The 24,630-nt window shown below is 63.8% G+C and carries 26 protein-coding genes, 1 pseudogene and 2 riboswitches; all 27 genes and pseudogenes read left to right on the forward strand.

Annotated features, from left to right (window positions below):
- Nucleotides 1–228 precede the first annotated feature (228 nt).
- Nucleotides 229–1,137, forward strand: a pseudogene (locus tag ACTNB1_RS04025) (sigma 54-interacting transcriptional regulator); the annotation flags it as partial.
- Between the two features lie 308 nt (nucleotides 1,138–1,445).
- The gene (locus ACTNB1_RS04030; protein ID WP_441167975.1) at nucleotides 1,446–1,550 is read left to right on the forward strand and encodes a helix-turn-helix domain-containing protein; all 105 of its coding nucleotides are present in this window, start codon (nucleotides 1,446–1,448) and stop codon (nucleotides 1,548–1,550) included.
- 57 nt (nucleotides 1,551–1,607) lie between these two features.
- Nucleotides 1,608–1,788: riboswitch (cobalamin riboswitch) on the forward strand.
- Between the two features lie 91 nt (nucleotides 1,789–1,879).
- Nucleotides 1,880–3,016, forward strand: coding sequence for a cobalt-precorrin-5B (C(1))-methyltransferase CbiD (gene cbiD / locus ACTNB1_RS04035; RefSeq protein WP_441167976.1), 1,137 nt, complete (start codon nucleotides 1,880–1,882; stop codon nucleotides 3,014–3,016).
- Between the two features lie 9 nt (nucleotides 3,017–3,025).
- Nucleotides 3,026–3,781: a precorrin-4 C(11)-methyltransferase gene (gene cobM, locus ACTNB1_RS04040; protein WP_441167977.1), complete on the forward strand. Its 756-nt coding sequence runs from the start codon at nucleotides 3,026–3,028 to the stop codon at nucleotides 3,779–3,781.
- Nucleotides 3,778–4,767: a cobalt-precorrin 5A hydrolase gene (locus ACTNB1_RS04045; RefSeq protein WP_441167978.1), complete on the forward strand. Its 990-nt coding sequence runs from the start codon at nucleotides 3,778–3,780 to the stop codon at nucleotides 4,765–4,767. Before cobM ends, ACTNB1_RS04045 begins: the two co-directional genes overlap by 4 nt.
- Nucleotides 4,764–5,498: a precorrin-3B C(17)-methyltransferase gene (gene cobJ / locus ACTNB1_RS04050; RefSeq protein ID WP_441167979.1), complete on the forward strand. Its 735-nt coding sequence runs from the start codon at nucleotides 4,764–4,766 to the stop codon at nucleotides 5,496–5,498. The genes ACTNB1_RS04045 and cobJ overlap by 4 nt, the downstream gene beginning before the upstream one ends.
- A complete protein-coding gene (gene cobK / locus ACTNB1_RS04055) occupies nucleotides 5,473–6,240 on the forward strand; it encodes a precorrin-6A reductase (RefSeq protein ID WP_441167980.1) in 768 nt (255 codons plus the stop codon). The genes cobJ and cobK overlap by 26 nt, the downstream gene beginning before the upstream one ends.
- Nucleotides 6,237–7,430 carry a precorrin-6y C5,15-methyltransferase (decarboxylating) subunit CbiE gene (cbiE, locus tag ACTNB1_RS04060; RefSeq protein ID WP_441167981.1) on the forward strand — a complete coding sequence of 398 codons (1,194 nt, stop codon included), beginning with the start codon at nucleotides 6,237–6,239 and terminating at the stop codon, nucleotides 7,428–7,430. Before cobK ends, cbiE begins: the two co-directional genes overlap by 4 nt.
- On the forward strand, nucleotides 7,427–8,797 hold the full coding sequence (locus ACTNB1_RS04065) for a cobyrinate a,c-diamide synthase (RefSeq protein WP_441167982.1): 1,371 nt from the start codon (nucleotides 7,427–7,429) through the stop codon (nucleotides 8,795–8,797). The genes cbiE and ACTNB1_RS04065 overlap by 4 nt, the downstream gene beginning before the upstream one ends.
- Entirely contained in the window at nucleotides 8,794–9,852 is a 1,059-nt protein-coding gene (gene cobT / locus ACTNB1_RS04070) for a nicotinate-nucleotide--dimethylbenzimidazole phosphoribosyltransferase (protein WP_441167983.1), read from the forward strand. The genes ACTNB1_RS04065 and cobT overlap by 4 nt, the downstream gene beginning before the upstream one ends.
- Before the next feature lie 9 nt (nucleotides 9,853–9,861).
- A complete protein-coding gene (locus tag ACTNB1_RS04075) occupies nucleotides 9,862–10,386 on the forward strand; it encodes a bifunctional adenosylcobinamide kinase/adenosylcobinamide-phosphate guanylyltransferase (RefSeq protein WP_441167984.1) in 525 nt (174 codons plus the stop codon).
- Entirely contained in the window at nucleotides 10,383–11,150 is a 768-nt protein-coding gene (locus tag ACTNB1_RS04080; protein ID WP_441167985.1) for an adenosylcobinamide-GDP ribazoletransferase, read from the forward strand. The genes ACTNB1_RS04075 and ACTNB1_RS04080 overlap by 4 nt, the downstream gene beginning before the upstream one ends.
- Nucleotides 11,147–11,506 carry a bifunctional adenosylcobinamide kinase/adenosylcobinamide-phosphate guanylyltransferase gene (locus tag ACTNB1_RS04085; RefSeq protein WP_441167986.1) on the forward strand — a complete coding sequence of 120 codons (360 nt, stop codon included), beginning with the start codon at nucleotides 11,147–11,149 and terminating at the stop codon, nucleotides 11,504–11,506. Before ACTNB1_RS04080 ends, ACTNB1_RS04085 begins: the two co-directional genes overlap by 4 nt.
- Nucleotides 11,497–12,093 (forward strand): histidine phosphatase family protein, encoded by a 597-nt coding sequence (locus tag ACTNB1_RS04090; RefSeq protein WP_441167987.1) that lies wholly within the window; start codon nucleotides 11,497–11,499, stop codon nucleotides 12,091–12,093. The genes ACTNB1_RS04085 and ACTNB1_RS04090 overlap by 10 nt, the downstream gene beginning before the upstream one ends.
- Complete coding sequence (gene cbiB / locus ACTNB1_RS04095) at nucleotides 12,090–13,067, forward strand: adenosylcobinamide-phosphate synthase CbiB (RefSeq protein WP_441167988.1); 978 nt, start codon at nucleotides 12,090–12,092, stop codon at nucleotides 13,065–13,067. Before ACTNB1_RS04090 ends, cbiB begins: the two co-directional genes overlap by 4 nt.
- 14 nt (nucleotides 13,068–13,081) lie before the next feature.
- Complete coding sequence (gene cobD, locus ACTNB1_RS04100; protein WP_441167989.1) at nucleotides 13,082–14,134, forward strand: threonine-phosphate decarboxylase CobD; 1,053 nt, start codon at nucleotides 13,082–13,084, stop codon at nucleotides 14,132–14,134.
- Nucleotides 14,134–15,630, forward strand: coding sequence for a cobyric acid synthase (locus ACTNB1_RS04105; protein WP_441167990.1), 1,497 nt, complete (start codon nucleotides 14,134–14,136; stop codon nucleotides 15,628–15,630). The genes cobD and ACTNB1_RS04105 overlap by 1 nt, the downstream gene beginning before the upstream one ends.
- A 1-nt stretch (nucleotide 15,631) precedes the next feature.
- Nucleotides 15,632–16,279 (forward strand): precorrin-8X methylmutase, encoded by a 648-nt coding sequence (locus ACTNB1_RS04110; protein ID WP_441167991.1) that lies wholly within the window; start codon nucleotides 15,632–15,634, stop codon nucleotides 16,277–16,279.
- Between the two features lie 17 nt (nucleotides 16,280–16,296).
- Nucleotides 16,297–17,079 (forward strand): sirohydrochlorin cobaltochelatase, encoded by a 783-nt coding sequence (locus tag ACTNB1_RS04115; RefSeq protein ID WP_441167992.1) that lies wholly within the window; start codon nucleotides 16,297–16,299, stop codon nucleotides 17,077–17,079.
- Nucleotides 17,056–17,249, forward strand: a riboswitch (cobalamin riboswitch). (Overlaps the previous gene by 24 nt.)
- Before the next feature lie 33 nt (nucleotides 17,250–17,282).
- Complete coding sequence (locus ACTNB1_RS04120; RefSeq protein ID WP_441167993.1) at nucleotides 17,283–18,002, forward strand: energy-coupling factor ABC transporter permease; 720 nt, start codon at nucleotides 17,283–17,285, stop codon at nucleotides 18,000–18,002.
- Between the two features lie 13 nt (nucleotides 18,003–18,015).
- On the forward strand, nucleotides 18,016–18,306 hold the full coding sequence (locus ACTNB1_RS04125) for an energy-coupling factor ABC transporter substrate-binding protein (protein WP_441167994.1): 291 nt from the start codon (nucleotides 18,016–18,018) through the stop codon (nucleotides 18,304–18,306).
- 2 nt (nucleotides 18,307–18,308) lie between these two features.
- The gene (gene cbiQ, locus ACTNB1_RS04130) at nucleotides 18,309–19,088 is read left to right on the forward strand and encodes a cobalt ECF transporter T component CbiQ (protein ID WP_441167995.1); all 780 of its coding nucleotides are present in this window, start codon (nucleotides 18,309–18,311) and stop codon (nucleotides 19,086–19,088) included.
- On the forward strand, nucleotides 19,085–19,939 hold the full coding sequence (locus tag ACTNB1_RS04135; RefSeq protein ID WP_441167996.1) for an ATP-binding cassette domain-containing protein: 855 nt from the start codon (nucleotides 19,085–19,087) through the stop codon (nucleotides 19,937–19,939). The genes cbiQ and ACTNB1_RS04135 overlap by 4 nt, the downstream gene beginning before the upstream one ends.
- On the forward strand, nucleotides 19,936–20,631 hold the full coding sequence (gene cobI, locus ACTNB1_RS04140; protein ID WP_441167997.1) for a precorrin-2 C(20)-methyltransferase: 696 nt from the start codon (nucleotides 19,936–19,938) through the stop codon (nucleotides 20,629–20,631). Before ACTNB1_RS04135 ends, cobI begins: the two co-directional genes overlap by 4 nt.
- Complete coding sequence (locus ACTNB1_RS04145) at nucleotides 20,628–22,274, forward strand: NAD(P)-dependent oxidoreductase (RefSeq protein ID WP_441167998.1); 1,647 nt, start codon at nucleotides 20,628–20,630, stop codon at nucleotides 22,272–22,274. The genes cobI and ACTNB1_RS04145 overlap by 4 nt, the downstream gene beginning before the upstream one ends.
- Nucleotides 22,271–23,161, forward strand: a complete 891-nt coding sequence (gene hemC / locus ACTNB1_RS04150; RefSeq protein ID WP_441167999.1) for a hydroxymethylbilane synthase — start codon at nucleotides 22,271–22,273, stop codon at nucleotides 23,159–23,161. The genes ACTNB1_RS04145 and hemC overlap by 4 nt, the downstream gene beginning before the upstream one ends.
- Nucleotides 23,146–24,630 carry a uroporphyrinogen-III C-methyltransferase gene (gene cobA / locus ACTNB1_RS04155; protein ID WP_441168000.1) on the forward strand — a complete coding sequence of 495 codons (1,485 nt, stop codon included), beginning with the start codon at nucleotides 23,146–23,148 and terminating at the stop codon, nucleotides 24,628–24,630. The genes hemC and cobA overlap by 16 nt, the downstream gene beginning before the upstream one ends.

The raw sequence follows: 24,630 nt of genomic DNA on the forward strand, positions 1-24,630 counted from the left end.
CACAAAAAAGTGCAGTTGTGCAAAATGTGTGCAGATGGAATGGCCTAATCCGCTGCCGCTCAATGTGCAGACCTATTTTACGGTGTGAAAGTCGGAAAGGAAAGCCCCGACGGATATTTCACAGCGCCCTTGTTTTTTGCAGAACTATTTGCTATCTTTTTAACGAACAAGCCGTGATGTCAAGAGGGGAGGCACAAAATGCAGCGCAATCTTCCGGACCTGGAAAACATGCTGGACAATCTGGACGTAGGCATCATCATTTTTGACGACAAGGGGACCTACCTCTTTGTGAATAAGACCCTGCTGCAGTACACAGGCAGAGCGCGCCAGGACTACCTGGGCCACACAGTGTACGATTTCATTGAGCGGGGAATCTATCAGGAGAGCGTGGTGGAGAAGGTCTACCAGAGCAAACGTACGGTGACTCAGATCCACACCACCATCTCAGCGGACGGAAAACGAGTGGGACGATTGGTCACGGTGTCTCCTATTTTTGACGCCCAGGGCGAGATCGTCTATGCTATTTCCTGTCAGATCGAAATAGACGCTATGAACCGGAAATACAGTCAGGCACAGGCCCTCAATGCCATATCATCCTCCCTGATGGGGCAGGAGGACAAGCACGGTGCAGTTATAGCCGAGAGCGCTGCCATGAGCGCGGTGCTCGCCAGTGCTGCCCGGGCGGCCCAGACCGACGCTACTGTGCTCCTGCTGGGGGAATCAGGTACCGGAAAAGAGGTGGTGGCTGAGTATATCCACCACAACAGTCCATATCGAGACCGGGACATGGTGGCCATCAACTGCGCTTCTCTGCCGGAATCTCTGCTGGAGGCGGAGCTGTTCGGCTATGAGAAAGGCGCGTTTACCGGGGCCGCTTCCAGCGGAAAGATCGGCCTGATCGAGGCGGCCAATCATAATACCCTGATGCTGGACGAGGTGAACTCCATGTCCCTGGCCCTTCAGGCCAAGCTGCTGCGGGTGTTGGAGACCAAAACGGTGATCCGGGTAGGCTCCGTCAAGCCCCGGGAGGTGGATTTCCGACTGATCTGCGCGTCCAACGTCCCGCTGAGCCAGTGCGTGAAGGAGGGTACCTTCCGCATGGATCTCTATTATCGTCTGAACGTCATTCCCATTACCATTCCGCCTCTGCGGGAGCGCAAGGAGGATATCACGCCCCTGGCAGATCATTTTTTGGAAAAATTCTGCCGGAAATACGGCTTAAAAAAGGAGTTTTCCAAAAGTGTGTATCAGATTCTAAACCATTACGAGTGGCCAGGCAACATCCGGGAGCTGCGCAACCTGGTAGAGCATATGGTGGTCATGAGCGAGTCGTCTGTGGTAAAGATCAACCAGGTGCCCGCCGGTATGCTGGAGCCGGGATATGCGGGCCCGGGGACAATAGCCAGCAGGATAAGGAGCAGAACGAGGAATATCTCAAGATCCAGATGGCTCTGCGCCTCAACAAAGGCCACCGGGAGAAGACGGCCCAGTATCTGGGAATCTCCCGTAGGACGCTCCAGTATAAGCTGAAAAAATACGGCCTGTTGTAGGAAAACCTAGCTTTTTCCTTGCGTTTTTTTGGAGATACTGATATAATAGCCTGTACTGAATTGAAAGCACTTACAGCCGCGGAGTACCGCATCAGGGGAAGCCGGTGAGAATCCGGCGCAGTCTTACCTCTACTGTAAGCGTGGACGAAGGCGCATGAGCCATTGGCCCTCAGGGCTGAGAAGGCGTGCCGGAGGAAGAAGCGCAAGCCAGGAGACCCACTGTAAGATGCGTTTGCGTAGCTCTGAGGTGGAGAGGTGCGGCAGGTTTTGGCTACAAAGCCCTCCCTCATCCAGGGAGGGCTTTTTTTCTTTTGAAGTGGAGGTGCGGCATGGCGAAACTGGAGGTCTACCTCCCTGTGGGGAAGGAGAGGCTGCGCTGCGGCTATACCACCGGCACCTGTGCCGCCGCCGCGGCCGCCGGAGCGGTCCGGCGGCTCTTGACTGGGGAGGCCCTGCCTGCCGTGCGGGTGGATACCCCTGCCGGGATCAGCGTGGAGGCTGAGCTGCTGGATCACGCCGCCGGGCCGGACTGGGCCTCCTGCGCCGTCCGGAAGGACGGCGGGGACGACCCGGACGTCACCGACGGTGCCCTGATCTATGCCCGGGCGGAGCGGACAGATGCTCCCGGTGTTGCCATTGACGGCGGCACGGGCGTGGGCAGGGTCACCCGGCCCGGCCTGGACCAGCCGGTGGGCCAGGCGGCTATCAACTCCACCCCCCGGCGGATGATTCGGGAGCAGGCGGAGCGGGTCATGGCGGAGGCGGGCTATACCGGCGGCGTGTTGGTGACGGTCTCCGTGCCCGAGGGAGAAAAACTGGCGGGTCACACCTTCAATCCCCGGCTGGGCATTGAGGGGGGCATCTCCATCCTGGGCACCAGCGGCATCGTCCGGCCCATGAGTGAGGCTGCCCTCATCGACTCGCTGTATCTGGAACAGGACATGGCCCGGGCTGCCGGAGTGACAGATCTGCTGATGACTCCCGGCAACTACGGAGACTCTTTCGCGGAGGGAACCCTGGGCCTGGATCTCACCCACCGCTGCACCTGCAGCAACTACCTGGGCATGGCCATCGACCATGCCGCCGGGCTGGGTTTTTCCTCTCTGTTGCTGGTGGGTCACCTGGGTAAGCTCATCAAGGCGGCGGCGGGCAGCATGAACACCCACTCCAGGGTGGCCGACGGGCGGCGGGAGACCCTCACCGCCCACGCCGCCCTGGCGGGAGGTTCGCCGGAGCTGCTCCGGGCCCTGTTTGACAGTCCCACCACCGACGCAGGGGTGGAGCTGCTGAAAAAGGCCGGCCTGCTGGAGCCGGTGATGGCCTCCATCGGGGCGGCCCTGGAGGATCAGCTCCGCCACAGGGCGGGGCCGGAGCTGGAGATCGAAGCGGTCTTCTTCTCCAATCAATACGGTATTTTGGGAAAAACATCGGGGGCGGACCGGCTGCTGGCCCTCCACCGGGTATAGGAGGAACTTATGGTACATTTTATCGGCGCGGGCCCCGGCGGGGCCGATCTCATCACCGTGCGGGGAGCCAAGCTGCTGGGGGAGGCCGACGTCATCATCTACGCCGGCTCCCTGGTGAATCCCGCTCTGCTGGACTATAAAAAAGAGGGCTGCCAGGTGTACGACAGCGCCAAGATGACCCTGGAAGAAGTCATCGAGGTGATGAAAGCCACCGAGGAAAAGGGTGGCACCACCGCCCGCCTCCACACCGGCGACCCCTCTCTCTACGGTGCCCACCGGGAGCAGATGGACGAGTTGGATAAGCTGGGCATCAGCTATAACGTGACCCCCGGCGTGTCCTCCTTCTCCGGAGCCGCCGCCGCCCTTTGCGCGGAGTATACTCTGCCCGACGTATCACAGTCCGTCATCATTACCCGCATGGCGGGCCGCACGCCGGTGCCCGAGGGAGAACAGCTGCGCAAGATGGCCTCTCACGGCTGCACCATGGTGCTCTTTTTGTCCACCGGACTGCTGGAGGATGTGGAAAAAGAGCTGGCGGCGGGCGGCTATGCCCCCGACACTCCGGCGGCCATTGTCTATAAGGCCACCTGGCCGGAGGAAAAGGTGTACCGCTGCACCGTGTCTACCCTGGCCCAGACCGCACGGGAAAACCACGTCACCAAGACGGCGTTGATTACCATTGGTAATTTCCTGGGTGAAAAATACGAAAGATCCAAGCTGTACGACCCCACCTTCACCCATGAGTTCCGGGAGGCCAGCAAGTGACAGCGGCCATTCTGGCTTTTACACGCCGGGGCGCGACCCTGGGAAAGAAGCTGGCGGAGGCGCTGGACGCCTCCCTCCATGTGCCCGCCCGGTTTGCCGCTGAGGTTGGGGCGGAGGCCTATGACAGCCTAGAGGGCTGGACGGCGCGGATGTGGGGGGAAAAGGACGCCCTCATTTTTGTGGGAGCCTGCGGCATCGCCGTCCGGGCCATTGCCCCCCATGTAAAGGATAAATTCACTGATCCTGCCGTGGTGAGCGTGGACGAGGCGGGGCGGTTTGTGGTACCCCTCCTCTCCGGTCACGTGGGCGGGGCCAATGAGCTGGCCCTCCGGGTGGCGGCTCTCACCGGCGGCCAGGCGGCCATCTCCACCGCCACCGACGTCAACGGCCTGTTCGCCGTGGACGTGTGGGCCAGGAAGCGGGATATGGCCATTACGGACCGGACACTTGCCAAAGAGGTGTCCGCCGCTCTGCTGGAGGGCAAGAGCGTGGGCTTTGCCAGCGACTTCGGCCATCCCTGCCCGCAGGGGCTGACGGTCAGCCCGGCGGAGCTTGGGGTGTGGGTCACTTGGAAGACCGGGAACGGCCCCTTTGCCCGCACCCTGCGGCTGGTTCCAAAAGGATTGATTCTGGGCATCGGTTGCCGGAGGGGTACGCCCCGGGCGGCCATTGAGGAGGCGGTGTCCGCCGCCCTGGCGGGGTATGAACCTGCCGCTGTGGAGCGGGTAGCCACCATTGATCTGAAACAAAACGAGCCCGGCCTGCTGGCCTTTTGTGCCGCCCATGACCTGCCCCTGTCCGTCTATTCTGCGGCGGAACTGGCGGCGGTGGAGGGCGACTTTACCCCCTCCGACTTTGTGAAGGGGATCACCGGCGTGGACAACGTGTGCGAGCGGGCGGCTGTGCTGGCGGGAGGCGCCATTCTGGTGCCCAAACAGGCAAAAAACGGCGTCACCGCAGCGGTGGCGGGAAGGAAGATTGTATGAAAGTAACTGTCATCGGACTGGGCCCCGGCGGCGGCGTGGATCTCACCGGCCGGGCCAGAGCCGCTTTGGAGGTCTGTGACCTTATCGTGGGCTATACCGCTTATATTGACCTGATACGGCCTGATTTCCCCGAGAAAGAGGTGCTGTCCACCGGCATGCGCCGGGAGGTAGACCGCTGCCGGGCCGCCGTGGAGGCCGCCTGCACCGGCAAAAACGTGGCCGTGGTGTGCTCCGGAGACTCCGGTGTCTACGGTATGGCTGGCCTCATTTACGAGGTGGCCCAGGAGTATGACCCCATCGAGATTGAAGTGGTGCCCGGCATCACCGCCGCCTGCGGCGGAGCCGCCGTGCTGGGTGCGCCCCTGACCCACGACTTTGCCGTCATCTCTCTGTCCGACCTGCTCACCCCCTGGGAGAAGATCGAGAAGCGTTTGAGCGCCGCCGCCCAGGCGGACTTTGTCATCTGCCTCTATAACCCCTCCAGCCGGAATCGCCCCGACTATCTTCAGCGGGCCTGCGACATCCTGCTGCGGGATAAAGCTCCCGATACCGTTTGCGGCACCGTCCGCAACATCGGCCGGGATGGGGAAGAGGGGCAGCTCCTCACCCTGGCTCAGCTGCGGGACACCCAGGTGGATATGTTCACCACCGTGTTCATCGGCAACAGCCAGACCAAGGTGTTGAGCGGGAAGATGGTCACCCCCCGTGGCTATCTCCAGCGGGGCGAGTAAGATGGAGATCCTGCTCTTTGGCGGCACCGGAGAGGGCCGGGAGCTGGCCCAGTGGCTGCTGGACTGCCAGATTCCAACCCTGGTGTGCGTGGCCACCGAGTACGGCGAGACCCTCCTGCCTCCTGGGGCGGAGGCCCATGTGGGCCGCCTGGATCGGGAGGAAATGGAACAGCTGATAACCTCCCGCCCTTTCACCCACGTGGTGGACGCCACCCATCCCTACGCCGTGGAGGTGACCGCCAACATCAAAGCGGCGGCGGAGGCGGCGGGACTGCCCTGCCTCCGGCTGGTGCGGCAGTCCGACGGGGAAGACCTGTGCCATAAGGCTGGGGACATGGCTGGGGCGGCGTACATGCTGGAACGGCTGCCGGGCAACGTACTGCTCACCACCGGCAGCAAGGAGCTGGACGCCTTTGCAAAGCCCGGACTGGTGGAGCGCTGCTATCCCAGGGTGCTGCCCATGGCGGACTCCCTGGATCGCTGCCTGAAGCTGGGCTTTCCGCCCAAAAATATCATCTGCATGCAGGGGCCCTTCTCCAAAGAGCTGAATGTGGCCCTTTTACGGCAATATCACATCAAGACCCTGGTCACCAAGGACACCGGCGGCTACGGCGGGTTCCGGGAAAAGGCGGAGGCCGCCAGAGAGGCGGGCTGCGCCCTGCTGGTAGTGGAGCGGCCCAGCCGGGAGGCCGGGCTGACCATCGAGGAGATCCAGGAGAGGCTGAAGGAGGAACGGGCATGAAGGTCTATCTCATCGGGGTGGGCATGGGCAACCCCGAGACCATGACGGTGGGTGCGCTGGAGGCCATTAAGGTCTGTCCCGTGCTGGTGGGCGCCCGCCGCCTGCTGGAGCCCTGGACAGAAAGCCACGACTGCGTGCCTCTCATTGCCGGGGCCGATATCGCGGAATATATCGGCAAAGTGCAGGAAGGGCCGGTGGGAGTCCTCCTGTCGGGCGACACCGGCTTTTACAGCGGGGCCAAAAAACTGTGGACCCTGCTGCTGGATCACGAGGTGATTACCATTCCCGGCATCTCCTCCATGAGCTATCTCTCCGCCAAGCTCCACGTGGACTGGCAGGACGTGAAGATCGTCAGCGCCCATGGGAGAAGCCACAACGTGGTGGGGGAGATCCAGCGCAACGCCCGCACCTTTGCCCTCACCGGGGGCAATACGAAGGCCCAGGACATCTGCCGGGAGCTGACCGATCGTGGTCTGGGAAACGTGAAAATTTCGGTGGGGGAGCGGCTGAGCTACTCCGACGAGCGGGTGGTCACCGGCACCGCCGCTGAACTGGCGGAGCAGGAGTTTGAGGACCTGTCCGTGCTGCTGGCGGAAAATCCCGACCCGGTGGTGCGGCCCTGGAACGGCTCCGGCCTGCCGGATGACGCCTTCCTCCGGGGCGATGTGCCCATGACCAAAGAGGAGGTGCGCACCCTGGCCCTCTCCAAGCTGCGGCTGAACGAGGACAGCGTAGTGTGGGATGTGGGGGCCGGTACCGGCTCGGTGTCCATCGAGTGCGCCCTCTCCTGTCCCGCCGGGCGGGTGTTCGCCGTGGAGAAGAAGGAGGCGGCCCTGGCCTTGCTGGCCGAGAACAAGGCCCGCTTCCACGCCTCCAACCTGACCATCGTGGGCGGTACCGCCCCGGAGGCACTGGAGGAGCTGCCCGCACCCGACCGGGTCTTTCTCGGCGGCACCTCCGGAGAGCTGAGCGAGATCCTGGACGTGATTTTCCGCAAGAATCCCGCTGCCCGGGTGGTGTGCACCGCCGTGACCCTGGAGACGGTGGCTGAGGCCGCCCGCCTCTTTGCCAATCTGGAAGGGGCTGACATGGTGCAGGTGTCCGCCACACGCACCCGGCAGGCGGGTCGCTACCACCTGATGGACGCCCAGAACCCGGTGTGGATTTTCTCCGGGGAGGGGCGGGTATGAGCGCCCCCCGGCTGCTGCTGTGCGCGCCTGCCAGCGGAGGGGGCAAGACCACGGTGACCTGCGCCGTCCTTCAGGCCCTGATGGATCGGAGCCTGAACCCCGTGGCCTTTAAGTGCGGCCCGGACTATATCGACCCCATGTTCCATAGTGAGATCATCGGGGCCAAGAGCCGGAATTTAGACCTGTTTTTCCTGGGTGAGGACAAGACCCGGTATCTGCTGGAACAAAACAGCTCTGGCAGCGGCCTGGCCCTCATTGAAGGAGTCATGGGCTACTACGACGGCATCGCCATGAGCCATGAGGCCAGCGCCTACCACCTGGCCCGGGTCACGGAAACGCCCGCGGTGCTGGTGCTGGATGGACGGGGAAGCGCCCGCACCATTGCAGCTGTGGTGCACGGCATGAAAACCTTCCGGCCGGACAGCGGCATCAGGGGCGTGATTTTAAACCGGGTGTCTCCCATGCTCTACCCCCGGTTAAAGGAGTGCATTGAGGCCGAGACCGGCCTTACCGTTTACGGCTACCTGCCCAACCTGCCCGACTGTGCTCTGGAGAGCCGCCACCTGGGCCTGGTGACCGCCGCCGAGGTGGTCAACCTGAAGGAAAAGCTGAAAAAGCTGGCCGCCCAGGCGGAAAAGAGCCTGGATTTGGACGGCCTGCTGGCCCTGGCCGCCTCCGCCCCGGCGCTGAATCCCAAGCCCGTGGAACTGCCGGAGCCGGTGGAGGGTCAGCCCGTCATCGCGGTGGCCAAGGATAAGGCCTTCTGCTTCTACTACGCCGATGGCCTGGAGCTGCTGGAGCAGATGGGAGCGAAGCTGGTGGAGTTCTCCCCGTTGGCGGACGAGGCGCTCCCCGAGGGTACCTGCGGCCTCTATCTGGGAGGCGGCTACCCGGAGGAGTTCGCCAAGGAACTGGCGGACAACCACAGCCTGCTCCGGGAGATCCACGATAAAATTTTGCACGGTCTGCCCACCATAGCCGAGTGCGGCGGATTTCTCTACCTCAACCGCCACCTGGGTGATGCCGATGGCCGGTATGACTGGCGCATGGTGGGAGCCTTTTCCGGGGATGCCCACAACACCGGCAAGCTGGGCCGGTTCGGGTACGTCACCCTGACGGCCCAGAAGGACGGCCTGTTGTGTCAGGCAGGGGAGAGCTTCCCCGCCCACGAGTTCCACTACTGGGACAGCAACACTCCCGGAACCGATTTCCACGCGCAAAAGCCCCAGAGCGACCGGGGCTGGGACTGCGCCTTCCATACTCCGACGCTGTACGCCGGATTTCCCCACTTCCATTTCTGGGCCAGGCCCGAGCTGGCCCGTAATTTTGTGGCGGTAGCCCGCCGATATCAGGAGGAATCGCTATGACACTGGAAGAAGTGGTACGTTCCATTACCCCCGCCGACCAGAAGGCCGCCGCCGCGGCCAAAGCCCGCTGGGACTCCATCGCCAAGCCCCTGGGCAGCCTGGGCGCTTTGGAGGACGCCGTCATCCGCATGGCGGCTATGATGGGCACGCCCGATGTGGATATTTCCAAGCGGGCGGTGGTGGTGATGTGCGCCGATAACGGCGTGGTGGCCCAGGGCGTTACCCAGACCGGCCAGGAGGTCACCGCCATCGTGGCGGAGAACATGTCCTCCGGCGATACCAGTGTGTGCGCCATGTCCCGCCACGCCGGGGTGGAGGTGGTGCCGGTGGATATCGGCACGGCCACGCCCCTCAAGGGTGAGCGGATTTTGCAGAAAAACATCCGCCGTGGTACCGCTGACCTGACTCAGGGCCCCGCCATGACCCGGGATGAGGCGGAGCGGGCGGTGCTCACCGGTGTGGAGATTGCCAAAGATTTGTGCGCCAAGGGTGTAAAGCTCCTGGCCACCGGAGAAATGGGTATCGGAAATACTACTACTTCCTCCGCCGTGGCCTGCGTGTTTTTGAACAAGGAGCCGGTGGTGATGACCGGCCGGGGCGCCGGCCTGTCCAGCGAGGGCTTGCAGCGCAAGATCCACGCTATCGAGACCGGCATCGCGGTGAACCAGCCCGACCCCAATGATCCTCTGGACGTGGTGAGCAAGGTGGGCGGCCTGGATCTGGCGGGTCTGGCCGGCGTGTTCCTGGGCGGCGCCATGTGCCATGTGCCGGTGATGGTGGACGGCTTTATCTCGTCGGTGGCCGCCCTTATTGCCGCCCGGATCTGCCCGGACTGCAGGGACTACATGCTGGGTTCCCACGCCTCCGACGAGCCGGCCAGCAAGCTGGTGCTGGCCGAATTGGGCCTGGAGCCCTTCCTGTATGCTGGCATGCGCCTGGGCGAGGGCACCGGTGCCGTGGCGGTGACGCCCCTGCTGGACATGGGCCTGGCGGTGTACCGGGAAATGACCACCTTTGAGGCGACTGATATTGAAGCATACCAGCCCCTGACTTGAGGTAGTGTCATGCTGATTTTGGTATCCGGCGAGTCGGGCAGCGGCAAGTCGGAATTTGCCGAGGGCCTGGTGGTGTCCTCCGGCCTGAACGAGCGCGTTTATCTGGCCACCATGCAGGTGTGGGACGAAGAAAGTGTCCGCCGGGTGGAGCGCCACCGGCAGATGCGGGCGGGGAAGGGATTTGACACCCTGGAGTGCCCCACCGGCCTGGACAAGCTGGAGGTGCCCGCCCACTCCGCCGTTCTGCTGGAAGACCTGTCCAACCTGTCCGCCAACGAGTATTTTGCCCCCGAGGGCGGCGGAAAGGCGGCCTTTGACCGGGTGCTGGCAGGCATCCAGCGGGCCGCCGCCAGCGCGGAACTGCTGGTGGTGGTCACCAATGAGCTGTTTTCCGACGGGATGCGCTACGACCCGGAGACTGCCGCCTATCTGGAGCTGTTGGCCGGTCTGAACCGGGCCATCGCCGCCCAGGCGGATCAGGTATATGAAGTGGTATGCGGGATTCCCGTGGCCTGGAAGGAAGCGAAAACTTGAAAAGCTTAATCATTGCCTTTGCCATGTACTCCAAAATCCCCATGCCCAGGGTGGACTGGGAGAAAAAAGCCCTGTCCTGGGCCCTGTGCTGGTTTCCCCTGGTGGGTGTGGTCATCGGGGCCGTCCTATATGGCTGGATGGCCCTGGCGGAGTTTCTGCACATTGGCTCCGCCCTGTTCGCCGCTATTGCCCTGCTCCTTCCCATCGCACTCAGCGGCGGCATCCATCTGGACGGGTTCTGCGACACCTGTGATGCTCTGTCCTCCCACCAGAGCAGAGAGCGGAAGCTGGAAATTTTGAAGGACTCCCACACCGGGGCCTTCGCCATCATCTGCTGTGTGCTCTGCCTGCTGGTCTTTTTCGCCGGTTGGTGCGAGGTGTCGGCGGCGGGGAGCGCCGCCCTGGTGCTGGCCCTGGGACCTGCCCTGTCCCGCAGCCTGTCCGGTTTCTTCGCCGTCACCCTGCCCAACGCCCGGGGAACCGGCCTGCTGGCCACCTTTACCCAGCCTATGGACGCGGCGAAGGCACGGGGGGTGCTGACCATCTGGATGGTGGTGGTGGCCGCCGCCATGCTGTGGCTGTCCCCTCTCACCGGCGGGGCCGCCCTGCTGGGCGCGGGTCTGGCCTGCCTATACTACCGGATCATGAGTTTTCGGCAGTTCGGCGGCGTCACCGGCGACCTGGCGGGCTTCTTCCTCCAGACCTGCGAGCTGGCCATGGTGCTGGCGGTGGTGCTGGTACAGAAATTGGAGGCGGTGCTATGATCCTCATCATCGGCGGCGCGGCCCAGGGCAAGCTGGACTATGTGCTGCAAAAAACAGGATATGACCCCGGTCAGGTGGCCCACACCCCGGAGGAGGCCAAGACCCTGCCCATCTTTGACGGCGTGGAGCTGTGGCCCGACCTGGACGAGGAGGCGCTGCTGGCCGTCAATCCCCATATCATCCTCATCTGCGACGAGGTGGGCTGCGGTGTGGTGCCCATCGACCCGGCCCAGCGAACCTGGAGGGAGCAGGTGGGGCGGCTGTGCTGCCGCCTGGCTAAGCGGGCGCAGCGGGTGGAGCGCATTTTCTGCGGCCTGCCCATGACCCTGAAAGGAGATTCTTTACCATGGAACTGATCCTCATTCGGCACGGTACCACCCAGGGTAACCTGGAGAAGCGGTTTGTCGGCACCCTGGATGTGCCTCTGGCCCCTCAGGGAGAGGAGCTGGCCCGGAAGGTGGGGCCCACCCTGCCTCGGGTGGAGCATATCTACCGCTCCCCGCTGATGCGCTGCCGCCAGACGGCGGAACTGCTGTGGCCGGAGACAGAGATGACGGTGATCAACGAGCTGCGGGAGAGCGACTTTGGGCCCTTTGAGGGAAAGAACCATGAGGAGCTGAAGGACGACCCCCTGTACCAGGCCTGGATCGGTCAGTCCGGCGACCACCTGAATTTCGCCGCCATGCCGGTGGGCGAGACGGCGGAGCAGGTGGTGGAGCGGGTGTCCATCGGCCTGGAGAAGCTGGCGGCGGACGCCGCCGCCCACGGCTATGAGCGGGTGGGCGTGGTGTCTCACGGCGGCGCCCTCATGGGCCTTTTGAGCAAGTACGGCCGCCCGGTGCGGGAGTATTATGGCTGGATGTGCCCCAACTGCGGCGGCTTCCGCATGTCGCTCAATCCCGACACTCTGGAGCTGACAGTGCTGGAGGAGTACAAGGGATGAGTTGGGGAGTCAGTCATCTGCTGGCCCTGCTGATCGGCTTCTGCCTGGATCTGCTGCTGGGGGACCCCCACTGGGCGCCCCACCCGGTGCGGGCCATCGGGGCCTTGATCGCCGGTCTGGAAAAGGGGCTGCGCAGGCTCTTTCCCAAGTTGCCCGCCGGGGAGATGACGGGGGGTGTGGTGCTGGTGGTGCTCACCCTGGCCATCCCCACCGGCCTTACCGTGCTGCTGCTGTGGGCCTGCAGGCTGGTGAGCCCCTGGCTGGCCCTGGCGGTGGAGAGCCTGCTGAGCTATCAGCTGCTGGCCACCAAGTCCCTGGCTGCTGAGAGCCGCAAGGTGTACGACGCCCTCAAGACCGGGGATCTGGACAAGGCCCGGTACGCTGTATCTATGATCGTGGGCCGGGACACCGCCTCTCTGGACGAGGCGGGGGTAGCCCGTGCGGCGGTGGAGACGGTGGCGGAAAACGCCTCCGACGGCGTGATCGCTCCCCTCATTTTCCTGGCCATCGGTGGGGCGCCCCTGGGCATGTTCTACAAGGCGGCCAACACCATGGACTCCATGGTGGGCTACAAGAACGACAAATATCTGTATTTTGGCCGTGCTGCGGCCAAATTCGACGATATCCTGAACTTTTTCCCCGCCCGCATTGCCGGGGTGCTCATGTGCCTGGGGAGCGCCGCCGCGGGGTATGACGGGAAAAACGCCTGGCGGGTGTTCAAGCGGGACCGGAAAAACCACAAGTCCCCCAACTCCGCCCACACCGAGGCCGCCTGCGCCGGCGCCCTCCAGCTGCGGCTGGCGGGACCCAACTTCTACTTCGGCAAGCTGGTGGAGAAGCCCTATATCGGGGACGATCAGCGGCCCATCGAGCCGCTGGATATCCTGCGCTCGGGGCGCATTTTGTACGCCACCGCCTTTTTCGCCCTGCTTCTGTTCTGCGGTGTGCCGCTGCTGATTTTGCTGTTCCCGTAAAGGAGGAACAAACCATGGCTGAATACACCCACGGCGGGGACGTGCTCACCGCCCGGAGCCGTTACGGCGGCGCGGTGCTGGACTTTTCCACAAATTTAAATCCATTGGGGACACCTGACCAGGCGGCGCAGGCCGCCGCCCAGGCGGACGGATCTTCCTATCCCGACGCCCTGTGCCGCCAGCTGCGGCAGGCCATCGCCGCCCACGACGGGGTGGAGGCGGAGCAGGTGATCTGCGGTAACGGAGCAGCCGACCTGATTTTCCGGCTGGCCTTCGCCCTCCGGCCCAAAAGGGCGCTGCTTACCGCACCCACCTTTTCCGAGTATGAAGGGGCATTGTCCTGCGTAGGCTGTCAGGTAGAGCGGTACGCTCTGGACAGCGACCGGGACTTCGACCTGGACGAGGGCTTTGTAGAGGCCGTTACCCCCGAGATAGAGCTGGTGTTCCTGTGCACCCCCAACAACCCCACCGGGCGGCTCATTTCCACCGATCTGCTGGTGGAAATTGCCCGGAAGTGCGAAGCTGTGGGCGCCCGGCTGGTGGTGGACGAGTGCTTTCTCCCCCTAGCCGACGAGGGCGGAAAGGGGCTGGCTCCTTATCTGGCGGAGTTCCCCCACCTGTTCCTCCTGAGGGCCTTCACCAAAAGCTATGCCATGGCCGGTCTGCGGCTGGGCTACGGCCTGTCGGCGGATTGTGACTTGCTGGAACGGCTGAGCGGCTTCGCCCAGCCGTGGAGTGTATCCGCTCCCGCCCAGGCGGCGGGAACCGCCGCCTTCACGCTCTGTCCAGACTGGCCGGAGGGAGCCCGGGCGCTGGTGGCCCGGGAGCGGCCCATCCTGGCGGCAGGACTAACAGAGTTGGGGTGCGACGTGGTGCCCTCCCAGGCTAACTATCTGCTGTTTCGCCTGGAACAGATTACAAATTTGAAGGAAAAACTGCTCCAAAAGGGCATTTTGATTCGCTCCTGCGCCAACTACCACAACCTGGGCCCCGACTGGTACCGGGTGTGCGTCAAAGGCGGGGAAGAAAACCGGCGGCTGCTGGCCGCCCTGAAAGAGGTGCTGTAATGGCAAAGGCGATCATGCTCCAGGGTACCGCCTCTAACGCAGGCAAGTCCCTGCTGGCGGCAGGCCTGTGCCGCATCTTCAAGCAGGACGGCTACAAGGTGGCCCCCTTCAAGTCCCAGAACATGGCCCTGAACTCCGCCATCACCCCTGACGGCCTGGAGATGGGCCGGGCTCAGGTGGTGCAGGCCGAGGCGGCCGGGGTGGCCCCCGACGCCCGGATGAACCCCATCCTGCTCAAACCCACCAGCAATGTGGGCTCCCAGGTCATCGTCAACGGTGTGCCCCGGGGCACCATGCCGGCGGGAGAGTACTTCCACTACCGCAAGACGCTCATTCCTGAGGTGATGGCCGCCTATGAGTCCCTCTCGGCGGAGTACGACATCATCGTCATCGAGGGGGCTGGCAGCCCGGCGGAGATCAACCTGCGGCAGGACGACATCGTCAACATGGGCATGGCCAAGCGAGCCAACGCTCCGGTGCTGTTGTGCGGCGATATCGACCGAGGCGGCGTGTTCGCCTCCCTCTACGGCACGGTGAAGCTGCTTGAGCCTGACGAGCAGGAGCTGATAAAGGGTCTGATTATCAACAAATTCCGGGGCGATGTGGAAATTCTCCGTCCCGGCCTGGGCCAGCTGGAGGAGCTCACCGGCAAGCCGGTGCTGGGCGTGGTGCCTATGCTGGACGTGGATGTGGACGATGAGGACTCCCTGTCCACCCGCCTGTCCAAGAGCGGCAAGGTGGGTCTGGTGGATATCGCCGTCATCCGCCTGCCCCGACTTTCCAACTTTACCGATTTCAACCCCCTGGAGCGGATGGACGAGGTCACCCTCCGGTACGTGGGCAGCGTAAAGGAGCTGGGGAACCCCGACCTCATCATCCTTCCCGGTACCAAGAACACCATGGACGACCTGCGTTGGCTGCGGCAGAGCGGCCTGGAGGGCGCCATCCTCAAGCACGCCGCCAAGGGCGGCGCGGTGGTGGGCATCTGCGGCGGCTATCAGATGCTGGGCCAGACCGTCTCCGACCCCGACGGGGTGGAAAGCGGCGGCACCCTCAAGGGCCTGGGTCTGCTGCCCGCCGAGACCATTTTCCAGGGCGAGAAGACCCGCACCCGTGTCACCGGCTCCTTCAAGGGCCTGGAGGGTATCTTTGCGGATCTGAGCGGCGTCCCCTTTGAGGGCTACGAGATCCACATGGGCCGCACCAGCAGCACCGCCCAGCCTCTGGTGGGCTTTACCGACCAGACCGGGGCGTCCCACACCGACGGGCTCACCGCCGGGAACGTGTGGGGCTGCTACGTCCACGGCATCTTCGATAAGGCCGAGTGCGCCGCCGCCCTGGTGAATTGCCTGCTGAAGGCCAAGGGCCTGGATCGGCAGGCGGCCAGCGTGGACTGGCAGGCCTACGCCCAGCTTCAGTACGACAAGCTGGCGGAGGGCCTCCGGGCCAGCCTGGATATGGAACAGATTTACCGCATCCTGAACGGAGAGAGATAATATGAAAAAAGTAGAATTGCAGCGGGTGGCTCCCGCCGATATCGAGGAGCGGAGCATGGAGATCATCGGCCAGGAGCTGGGCGACCGGGTGTTCCCCGCCGACCAGCTGCCCGTCATTAAACGGGCCATCCACACCAGCGCCGACTTTGACTATGCCGACAACCTGGTATTTTCCGACGGAGCGGTGGAAAAGGGCATCGCCGCCATCAAGGGCGGCTGTACCATCGTCACCGACACCCAGATGGCCTTCTCCGGCGTCAACAAGAAGGTGCTGGAGAAGTTCGGCGGGAAAGCGGTGTGCTTTATGTCCGACCCCGACGTGGCCGCTGAGGCCAAGGCACGGGGAGAGACCCGGGCCACCGTGTCCATGGAGCGGGCGGCGGCGCTGGAGGGCCCTGTGATCCTGGCCGTGGGCAACGCCCCCACCGCCCTGGTGCGGGCCTGCGAGCTCATTGAGGAGGGCAAGTGGGCTCCGGCCCTGATCATCGGTGTGCCGGTGGGCTTCGTCAATGTGGTGGAGAGCAAGGAACTGCTCCTCACCATGGACACCCCCCACATTGTGGCCCGGGGCCGCAAGGGTGGCAGCAATATCGCCGCCGCTATCTGCAACGCCCTGCTCTACCAGGCCAGCAACAACGCCCGGGAATGAACACAGGAGGAAGTACCATGGAAGGAAAAGCCCTGCTGGCGGTGTCCTTCGGCACCAGCTATGCCGATACCTTAGAGAAAAATATCGCGGCCATCGAGCGGGACCTGGCCGCCGCCTTTCCGGAGCGTACCCTCCGACGGGCCTTTACCAGCGGCATGATTCTGCGCCGCTGGAAACGGGAGCGGGGTGTGGAGATCGACGACGTGCCCACCGCCTTGGAGCGGCTGGCCGGAGAGGGATATACCGATATCCTGATCCAGCCCACCCACGTGATGAACGGGGAGGAGTACCATAAGCTGGCCGATCAGGCGGAGCAGTTCCGGGGCCGGTTTGACAAGCTGACGGTGGGGGTGCCCCTGCTGACGGCAGCGGAGGACTACCTGGATCTGGGGCGCGCCCTGATGGAGATCCTGCCGCCCAGGAGCGAGGAACGGGCGGTAGTCTACATGGGCCACGGCTCGGAGCATCAGGCCAATTCCGCCTATGCTCTGATGGAGTATGCATTCCACGACCTGGGTCGGAGCGACGTCATTGTAGGCACCGTGGAGGGTTACCCCAACTTTGACGCTGTCCTCCGGCGGCTGAAGGAGCGCCCCCAGGTAAAAGAGGTGGAGCTGCGGCCCCTCATGACAGTGGCCGGTGACCACGCCAAAAACGACCTGGCCGGCGATGAGCCTGACTCCTGGAAAAACATTCTGGAGGGCATGGGCTATCAGACCAGCTGTGTCCTCACCGGTTTGGGCGAATATCCACGGGTACGGGCTATGTTCGTGGAGCACGCCAGACAGGTCCAGGCATAAGCCTGTTGAGATAGATGGGGCCGGGAAAAGGGAAGTCGGGTGCAATTCCCGCGCAGTCCCGCTGCCGTAAGAGAAGAGCCGTCGGGCACCATGTCACTGGGGAGACCTGGGAAGACGCGCGGCGGCAGAGAGGCTCGAGCCGGAAGACCTTGCCCGGTCCGGAGATCCAAATACCTACGAGTGATAGGAAAGGATGAATGATTATGAGACGATCCAAACGAAATCAGATGCTCCTCACGGTGGGGATGCTGGCGGCATTGGCGGGGATGTTCACCGTAAATGCCGGGGCCATGCATATCGCCGAGGGCTACCTGCCGGTAAACTGGTGCCTGCTGTGGGGCGCGGTGTGTATTCCCTTCGTGGTGGCGGGCTTCTTCTCCATTAAGAGACGGATTGAACAGGCACCCCGGGCCAAGATCCTGCTGGCCATGTGCGGAGCGTTCGCCTTTGTGCTGTCCGCGCTGAAAATCCCCTCCTTCAACGGCTCCTGCTCCCACCCCACCGGCGTGGGCCTGGGCGCCATCCTGTTTGGGCCCCTGACTATGGCGGTGCTGGGCCTTATCGTTCTGCTGTTCCAGGCCCTGCTGCTGGCACATGGCGGCCTCACCACCCTGGGGGCCAACACCTTCTCCATGGCCATTGCCGGGCCCATCCTGTCCTGGGTGGTCTACAAGCTGCTGCGCAAGGTCAATGCCCCCGCCGCCGTGGCGGTGTTTGCCGCTGCCGCCCTGGGAGATCTGTTTACTTACGTGATTACCTCCCTCCAACTGGGGATCGTAAACGGCGGTATGGTGAAGTTCCTTACCATCTTCGCCGTCACGCAGATACCTCTGGCCATCGCCGAGGGTCTGCTCACCGTGGTGATCTTCAACGTGCTGGAAAAGTACAGCAAGGCCCAGCTCCAGGAGCTGCGGGTGCTGTGAGGAGGGAACGGACATGAAAGTTTGGCAGAAAAATTTGATCCTTATTCTTCTGGTGATTGCCCTGGCCGCTGTGCCCCTGTGGCTGCTGCCCAACGCCGAGTTCGGCGGGGCCGACGGCGCGGCCGAGGAGGCCATTACAGAGCTGAATCCCGATTATGAGCCCTGGTTCGAGCCCATTCTGGAGCCCGCCAGCGGCGAAGTAGAGTCCCTCCTCTTTGCACTCCAGGCCGCCATCGGCGCGGGCGTTGTGGGCTTTGTACTGGGCCGGTTAACCAAATCCGATAAAAATAAGGGAGAGAAGTGACCATGGGCACCGACCGCTACGCCTATCAGTCCCGGCTGCGCCGGGTTTCCCCCCTGCCCAAGCTGGCGCTGGCGGCGGTGGCTCTGGTGGTGTGCCTGTGCTGCGACAGCGTGTGGGTGGGCCTGACCACGGTGGTGGTGATGGGGATCCTCATTACCGCCCTGGGAGGCCTGCCGGTCAGGGTCTACCTCCACTTCCTGAAGGTGCCTCTGGCCTTCCTGGTGATCGGCGGGATCACGATTTTGATCCACAGCTACCCGGCGGGAACGGTGGTCGTGGCCGCCATCCCGGTGGGAGAGCGGCTGTGGGGCTTTACCGCCGGAGACCTGTACCAGGGAGCCCGGTTGTTCTGCAAAGCCATGGGCGCTGTGGGGTGCATGTACTTCTTGTCCCTCAACACTCCGGTCACAGACCTGACCATGGCGCTGGAGAAGCTCCACGTGCCCCGGCTGCTGGTGGAGCTGATGGAGCTCATTTACCGCTTCATTTTCGTGCTGGCGGAGACGGCGTCCAACATCCGTCTGGCCCAGGAATCCCGTCTGGGCTATCAGGGCTTCCGCCGGTCGGTGCGTTCCCTGGGTGAGCTGTCCTCCATGGTCTTTCTCCGGGCCTGGCGCAAGGCCCAGAGCATTTATACCGCCCTGGAGTCAAGGGGGTATGCCGGCAGTCTCACCACCCTGGCCGGAGACTATACGCCCGGCCTGTGGCTGATCCCGGTGACGGTGGGGGTAGTTGGAGGACAACTGCTCGTGCTATGTTTGGAAAGGATGGCGGTAGGATGAATCCCGCGATCGAAACAAGAGAGCTGTGTTACGCCTATGAGGACGGAACCACCGCTCTGGACCATATTACGCTGTCCGCACAGCGGGGGAGCATCACCGGCATTTTGGGGGCCAACGGGGCGGGAAAATCCACTCTGTTCCTCAACCTCAACGGGGTGTTCACCCCCAAGAGCGGGCAGGTGCTGCTGGACGGGCAGCCAGTGCGCTACGACCGGAAGGGGCTGACCGCCCTGCGCCGGCGGGTGGGCATCGTGTTCCAGGACCCGGACGACCAGCTCTTCTCCGCCGACGTGTATCGGGACGTGTCCTTCGGCGGAGTGAATCTGGGACTGGAGCCGGAGGAGGTCCGCCGCCGGGTGGAGGAGGCCCTGGAGCGTACCGGTACCTCCGGCCTGCGGGACCGACCCACCCACGCCCTGTCCTACGGCCAGAAGAAGCGGGTGGCTATTGCCGGGGTGCTGGTGATGGAGCCGGAGGTGCTCATTCTCGACGAGCCCACCGCCGGACTGGATCCCCAGGGAGTAACGGAGATCATGCGTCTGCTGGTCCAATTGCGGGACAGCCTGGACATGACCATCCTGATTGCCACCCATGATATGGATATCGTCCCCCTCTACTGCGACTACGCCTACCTGCTGGGAGGCGGAAAGGTCCTGCTGGAGGGGACGCCGGAAGACCTGTTTGCAAACCCGGAGGCACTCCGGGCCAATCATTTGCGCCTGCCCCGCATCGCCCATCTGATGGAGGTGCTGCGGCAGGCAGACGGGCTGGATACCCACGGCGCCCCCGCTACCATCGGCGCGGCCCGACGGGAGATCCTGCGCTTGCTCAAGGAGGAAGAAAAGGTATGAATCAGGGGAAACTCTACGGGGTGGGGATGGGTCCCGGCGACCCGGAGCTGCTCACCAAAAAAGCCGAGCGCATCATCCGGCAGTCGCCGGTGCTGGCGGTGCCTGACGCCGGCCGGGGGGAAAAGACCGCCCTGGCCATCGCCGGGGACCTGGCGGAGGGGAAAGAGATGCTGTACTGCGCCGCCCCCATGATCCGGGACGAAGCCGCCCTGGACGCCGCCTATGAACAAAACGCCGACCTGGTGTGCGCCCAGCTGGATCAGGGAAAGGACGTGGCCTTCCTCACCCTGGGAGACCCCACGGTATACTCCACTTATCTCTACCTCCACCAGAAGGTGGCAGCCAGGGGATACGAGGCGGAGATCATTCCCGGTGTGCCCTCCTTCTGCGCCGTGGCAGCCCGGCTGGGCATGGCTCTGTGCGAGAAGAGCGAGCGGCTGCTCATCGTCCCCGCCTCCCACAAGGATATGTCCGACTGCCTGGACCTGGACGCCAACCTGGTGTTTATGAAGGCGGGCAAGGAGATCGGAGCCCTGAAAGATACTCTGGCCCAGAGAGGCCTGCTGGACCGTGCCTCCATGGTGGCCAACTGCGGCATGGAGGGTGAGCTGGTGTGTCCCAAATTCGCCGATATGGAAGACGGCACCGGCTACTTCTCCGTGGTGCTGGTGAAGAAGGGGGAACAGGCGTGAATCTCATCATGGCCGGCCTGGACTGGTACCACGCACCCATCGACCTGCGGGAGGCGCTGTCCTTCACCCGGGGCCAGGTAGTGGAGCTGAACCGCAGGCTGTGGAAGGATCCCAGGATCGAGGGCTGCGCCCTGCTGTCCACCTGTAACCGCACGGAGCTGTACCTGTCTTGCGGCGACGGGGTGGACGTAGATCCGGGGGAGCTGCTGTGCGAGGCCGCCGGTGTGGACCATGCCCGCTTTGCTCAGGTATTTACCATCTGCAAAGGCCGTCAGGCCGCCCGGCGGCTGATGGAGGTGGCCGGAGGGCTCCGTTCCCAAATCTGGGGAGAGGATCAGATCGTCACCCAGGTGAAGGGTGCCATCCAGACCGCCCGGGAGGCGGGTACGGCGGACAGCGTGCTGGAGACCCTGTTCCGTAACGCTGCCGCCGCCGGTAAGGAGATCAAAAGCAAGGTGCGCTTTGTGGGCGTGCCCCGCTCCGCCGCTCAGAGCGGTGTGGAGAAGCTGGCCGCCCATTTGGATGGTCTTGCGGGAAAAAAGGCCCTGGTCATCGGCAACGGGGAGATGGGGCGGCTGGCCGCCGACCTGCTCCACGCCGCCGGGTGCGCCGTCACCGTCACCCTGCGCAGCTACCACCACGGCCAGACCGTGGTGCCCGCCGGGTGCGCCGTGACGGCCTATGAAAAGCGGTACGACGCCATGGAGGGAATGGATCTGGTGCTTTCCGCCACCACCAGCCCCCACTATACCGTAGCGGCCTATGAGCTGGCGGAATTGAGCCGGCCGCCCAAGGTGCTGGTGGATCTGGCCATCCCCCGGGACATTGAGCCCGGAGTGGGAGAGCTGCCCGGCTTTACCCTCTACAACGTGGACGACCTGGGTGTGGAGGTGTGCCGGGATATTCCCCCCGAAGCGGAAGAAATTCTGGAAAAATACCTCTCCCAGCTGGAGCAGTGGGAGAACTACCGCTCCTGCCTGCCCGGGCTGGAGCGGGTGAAGCAGGCGGTGACCGCCCGTGTGCTGTCCACTGACCTGGACGGCCCGGAGGCCCGTGACCTGGTGGAGCTGGCGGTGAGCCGTGCGGTGGATCTGCTGTCCGGCGGGCTGAAGGAGAGCCTGACCCCGGAGGACCTGGAGCGGGCCGCCCGCAAGATCGAGGTCCATACCGCCGCCCGTCCCAAGTGGAGCCAGCCCAGTGAAAAACCCTTCCGGTTCCCTCTGTTTGTGGATCTGGCGGGGAAGAAAGCCGTCATCGTAGGCGGCGGTGCGGTGGCTTGCCGCCGGGCGGGGGTGCTCTCCCGCTTCGGAGCAGAGGTGGTCATGATCGCCCCCCGGTGCAAGAGCCTGCCCCAAGGGGTGCAGTGGCTCCAGCGGCCTTATGCCCCCGGCGATCTGGCCGGGGCGGAGCTGGCGGTGAGCGCCACCGACGATCGGAGTGTCAACCGGGCGGTGGGGGAGGAGGCCCGTGCTTTGGGCATCCCTGTCAGCGTGGCTGACGCCCCTGACGAGTGCACCTTCTTCTTCCCGGCGGTGTGCACCGGGGAGAATATCGTGGCCGGGGTAGCCGGGCGAGGCGATGACCACGCCCGCACCGCCCGGGCCGCCAAGGCAATCCGGGCCGTACTGGAGGGATTGGAATGAAGACCATACGTGTGGGCAGCCGGGAGAGCAAACTGGCTGTCATCCAGTCGGAGCTGGTGATGGACGCCATTCGGGCCAGTCATCCGGATGTGACTCTGGAACTGGTGACTATGAAGACCACCGGGGACAAGATCCTGGACCGCACTTTGGATAAAATCGGCGGTAAGGGCCTGTTCGTGAAGGAACTGGACGCCGCCCTGCTGGATGGCCGGGCGGATCTGACGGTACATAGCTGCAAAGACCTGCCTATGGAGGAAAACCCAGCCATCCCCCTGGCGGGCTTCTCCAAGCGGGAGGACCCCAGAGACGTGCTGGTGCTGCCTGAGGGTGTTACCGAGCTGGATAGCACCAAGCCCATCGGCTGTGCCTCCGCCCGGCGGGCAGTGCAGCTGAAGGAGTTGTTCCCCGGTATGGAGATCGCTCCGGTGCGGGGCAACGTGCTCACCCGCCTGCGCAAGCTGGACGAGGGGCAGTTCTCCGCCCTGGTTCTGGCCGCCGCCGGTCTGAAGCGGCTGGGCCTGGAGGGACGCATTACCCGGTATTTTACCGTGGAGGAGATGATCCCTGCCGCCGGACAGGGCATATTGGCCCTTCAGAGCCGGGCAGGGGAGGACCTGAGCTATCTTGACCAGGTGTTGGATGAAGCGGGTACGCTGTGTGCCCGGGCCGAGCGGGCCTTTGTCCGCCGGTTGGACGGGGGCTGTTCTTCCCCCATTGCCGCTCACGCCGTCCTCTCCGACGGCGAGATCACCATTACCGGTCTGTATGTAGATGAAGAAGGGACGGCCATCCGCCGTACCACTACCGGCCCCCGGAATCAGGGCGAGGACCTGGCCCGGCGCCTGGCCGACGAGATAAAGGAGGCTTGTCCATGCCTGGAAAAGTGACATTGGTGGGAGCGGGACCGGGAGATCCCGGCCTGCTGACCCGAAAGGGGCTGGAGGCCCTCCAAAAGGCGGAAGTAGTGGTGTACGACCGGCTGGTTGGCCCCGCTATCCTGGCTATGATGCCCGAGGAGGCCGAACAGATCAACGTGGGCAAGGAGGCCTCCCACCACCTAGTGCCCCAGGACCAGATCAACCAGATCCTGCTGGATAAGGCCCTGGAGGGAAAGAACGTGGTACGCCTCAAGGGCGGAGACCCCTTCCTGTTCGGCCGGGGCGGAGAAGAATTGGAGCTGCTGGCGGAGCACGGCATCCCCTTTGAGGAGGTGCCCGGCATCACCTCCGCCATCGCAGCCCCTGCCTATGGGGGCATCCCGGTGACCCACCGGGACTGCTGCTCTTCCCTCCATATCATCACCGGCCACCAGCGGGCCGGTAAGAAGCTGGATATTGACTTTGAGGCCCTGGTGCGCACCAAAGGTACCCTGGTCTTTCTGATGGGCGTGTCCGCCCTGCCGGAGATCTGCGCCGGGCTGCTGGCGGCGGGCATGGAGCCCGCTACCCCTGCCGCTGTGGTGGAGCGGGGTACCACGCCCGTCCAGCGGCGTATTTCCGCCACACTGGGCAGCCTGCCTGAGACGGCGAAACAGGCGAAGGTGGAAAGCCCCGCCGTTATCGTGGTGGGCGGTGTGTGCGCCCTGGCGGAGCAGTTTGACTGGTTTGACAACCTGCCTCTGAAGGGCAGGCATGTGGTAGTCACCCGTCCCAAAGAGCGCATCGGCACCCTGTCTGCCCGGCTACGGACACTGGGCGCGGAGGTGTGGGAGTACCCCTGTATCGCCACCATGCCCCTGGATCCCTGCCCGGCCTTGGACGATGCCATGGAGCGGCTGGGCGACTATGAATGGCTGGTCCTCACCAGTCCCGCCGGGGTAGACGCCCTGTGGCGGTGGCTGGAGACAGGCGGGAAGGATGCCCGGGCTCTGGGGACTGTGAAGCTGGCCGCCATCGGCCCCGGCACCGACCGGGAGCTGAAGAAGCATGGCCTGAAGGCCGACTATGTGCCGGAGGTTTATGACGCCGCCCATCTGGGAGAGGGCTTGCCTGCCGTTGGAAACGTGCTTATCCTCCGGGCGGAGGAGGGCTCTCCCGCCTTGACAGAGGAACTGGCGAAGCGTAACATTGGCTATGACGATATTGCCACCTACCGCACGGTGTATGAGAATCCCCGCTCTCAGGAGCTGCGGGAAGCGGTGGAGGGGACGGACGGGCTGCTGGTCACCTTTACCTCCGCCTCTACTGTGAAGGGCTTTGTATCCTCTGTGGGAGAGGACGCGGACTTCTCACGGATGGTGGGCATGTGCATCGGATCTCAGACCGCTGCCGAAGCCCGGAAACATGGTATCCCGGTCAAAACAGCCAAAGCGGCCACCATGGACGCCCTGGTGGAATTAATAACAGAAGGTGTTTGA

Origin of the sequence: Flavonifractor sp. HCP28S3_F3, assembly GCF_052065355.1 — a bacterium.
Taxonomy (GTDB): Bacteria; Bacillota; Clostridia; order Oscillospirales; family Oscillospiraceae; genus Flavonifractor.

What these genes read in the sequence shown, in the direction of transcription:
- cobD (WP_441167989.1), top strand. Translation starts at nt 13,082, where the DNA reads ATGGCTGAATACACCCACGGCGGGGACGTGCTCACCGCCCGGAGCCGT.
- ACTNB1_RS04090 (WP_441167987.1), top strand. Translation starts at nt 11,497, where the DNA reads ATGGAACTGATCCTCATTCGGCACGGTACCACCCAGGGTAACCTGGAG.
- cobJ (WP_441167979.1), top strand. Translation starts at nt 4,764, where the DNA reads ATGAAAGTAACTGTCATCGGACTGGGCCCCGGCGGCGGCGTGGATCTC.
- ACTNB1_RS04125 (WP_441167994.1), top strand. Translation starts at nt 18,016, where the DNA reads ATGAAAGTTTGGCAGAAAAATTTGATCCTTATTCTTCTGGTGATTGCC.
- ACTNB1_RS04115 (WP_441167992.1), top strand. Translation starts at nt 16,297, where the DNA reads ATGGAAGGAAAAGCCCTGCTGGCGGTGTCCTTCGGCACCAGCTATGCC.
- cbiE (WP_441167981.1), top strand. Translation starts at nt 6,237, where the DNA reads ATGAAGGTCTATCTCATCGGGGTGGGCATGGGCAACCCCGAGACCATG.
- ACTNB1_RS04110 (WP_441167991.1), top strand. Translation starts at nt 15,632, where the DNA reads ATGAAAAAAGTAGAATTGCAGCGGGTGGCTCCCGCCGATATCGAGGAG.
- cobA (WP_441168000.1), top strand. Translation starts at nt 23,146, where the DNA reads ATGCCTGGAAAAGTGACATTGGTGGGAGCGGGACCGGGAGATCCCGGC.
- cbiB (WP_441167988.1), top strand. Translation starts at nt 12,090, where the DNA reads ATGAGTTGGGGAGTCAGTCATCTGCTGGCCCTGCTGATCGGCTTCTGC.
- ACTNB1_RS04030 (WP_441167975.1), top strand. Translation starts at nt 1,446, where the DNA reads ATGGCTCTGCGCCTCAACAAAGGCCACCGGGAGAAGACGGCCCAGTAT.
- ACTNB1_RS04105 (WP_441167990.1), top strand. Translation starts at nt 14,134, where the DNA reads ATGGCAAAGGCGATCATGCTCCAGGGTACCGCCTCTAACGCAGGCAAG.
- cobI (WP_441167997.1), top strand. Translation starts at nt 19,936, where the DNA reads ATGAATCAGGGGAAACTCTACGGGGTGGGGATGGGTCCCGGCGACCCG.
- cbiD (WP_441167976.1), top strand. Translation starts at nt 1,880, where the DNA reads ATGGCGAAACTGGAGGTCTACCTCCCTGTGGGGAAGGAGAGGCTGCGC.
- hemC (WP_441167999.1), top strand. Translation starts at nt 22,271, where the DNA reads ATGAAGACCATACGTGTGGGCAGCCGGGAGAGCAAACTGGCTGTCATC.
- cobM (WP_441167977.1), top strand. Translation starts at nt 3,026, where the DNA reads ATGGTACATTTTATCGGCGCGGGCCCCGGCGGGGCCGATCTCATCACC.
- cbiQ (WP_441167995.1), top strand. Translation starts at nt 18,309, where the DNA reads ATGGGCACCGACCGCTACGCCTATCAGTCCCGGCTGCGCCGGGTTTCC.
- ACTNB1_RS04120 (WP_441167993.1), top strand. Translation starts at nt 17,283, where the DNA reads ATGAGACGATCCAAACGAAATCAGATGCTCCTCACGGTGGGGATGCTG.
- cobT (WP_441167983.1), top strand. Translation starts at nt 8,794, where the DNA reads ATGACACTGGAAGAAGTGGTACGTTCCATTACCCCCGCCGACCAGAAG.
- ACTNB1_RS04075 (WP_441167984.1), top strand. Translation starts at nt 9,862, where the DNA reads ATGCTGATTTTGGTATCCGGCGAGTCGGGCAGCGGCAAGTCGGAATTT.
- ACTNB1_RS04135 (WP_441167996.1), top strand. Translation starts at nt 19,085, where the DNA reads ATGAATCCCGCGATCGAAACAAGAGAGCTGTGTTACGCCTATGAGGAC.
- ACTNB1_RS04065 (WP_441167982.1), top strand. Translation starts at nt 7,427, where the DNA reads ATGAGCGCCCCCCGGCTGCTGCTGTGCGCGCCTGCCAGCGGAGGGGGC.
- ACTNB1_RS04085 (WP_441167986.1), top strand. Translation starts at nt 11,147, where the DNA reads ATGATCCTCATCATCGGCGGCGCGGCCCAGGGCAAGCTGGACTATGTG.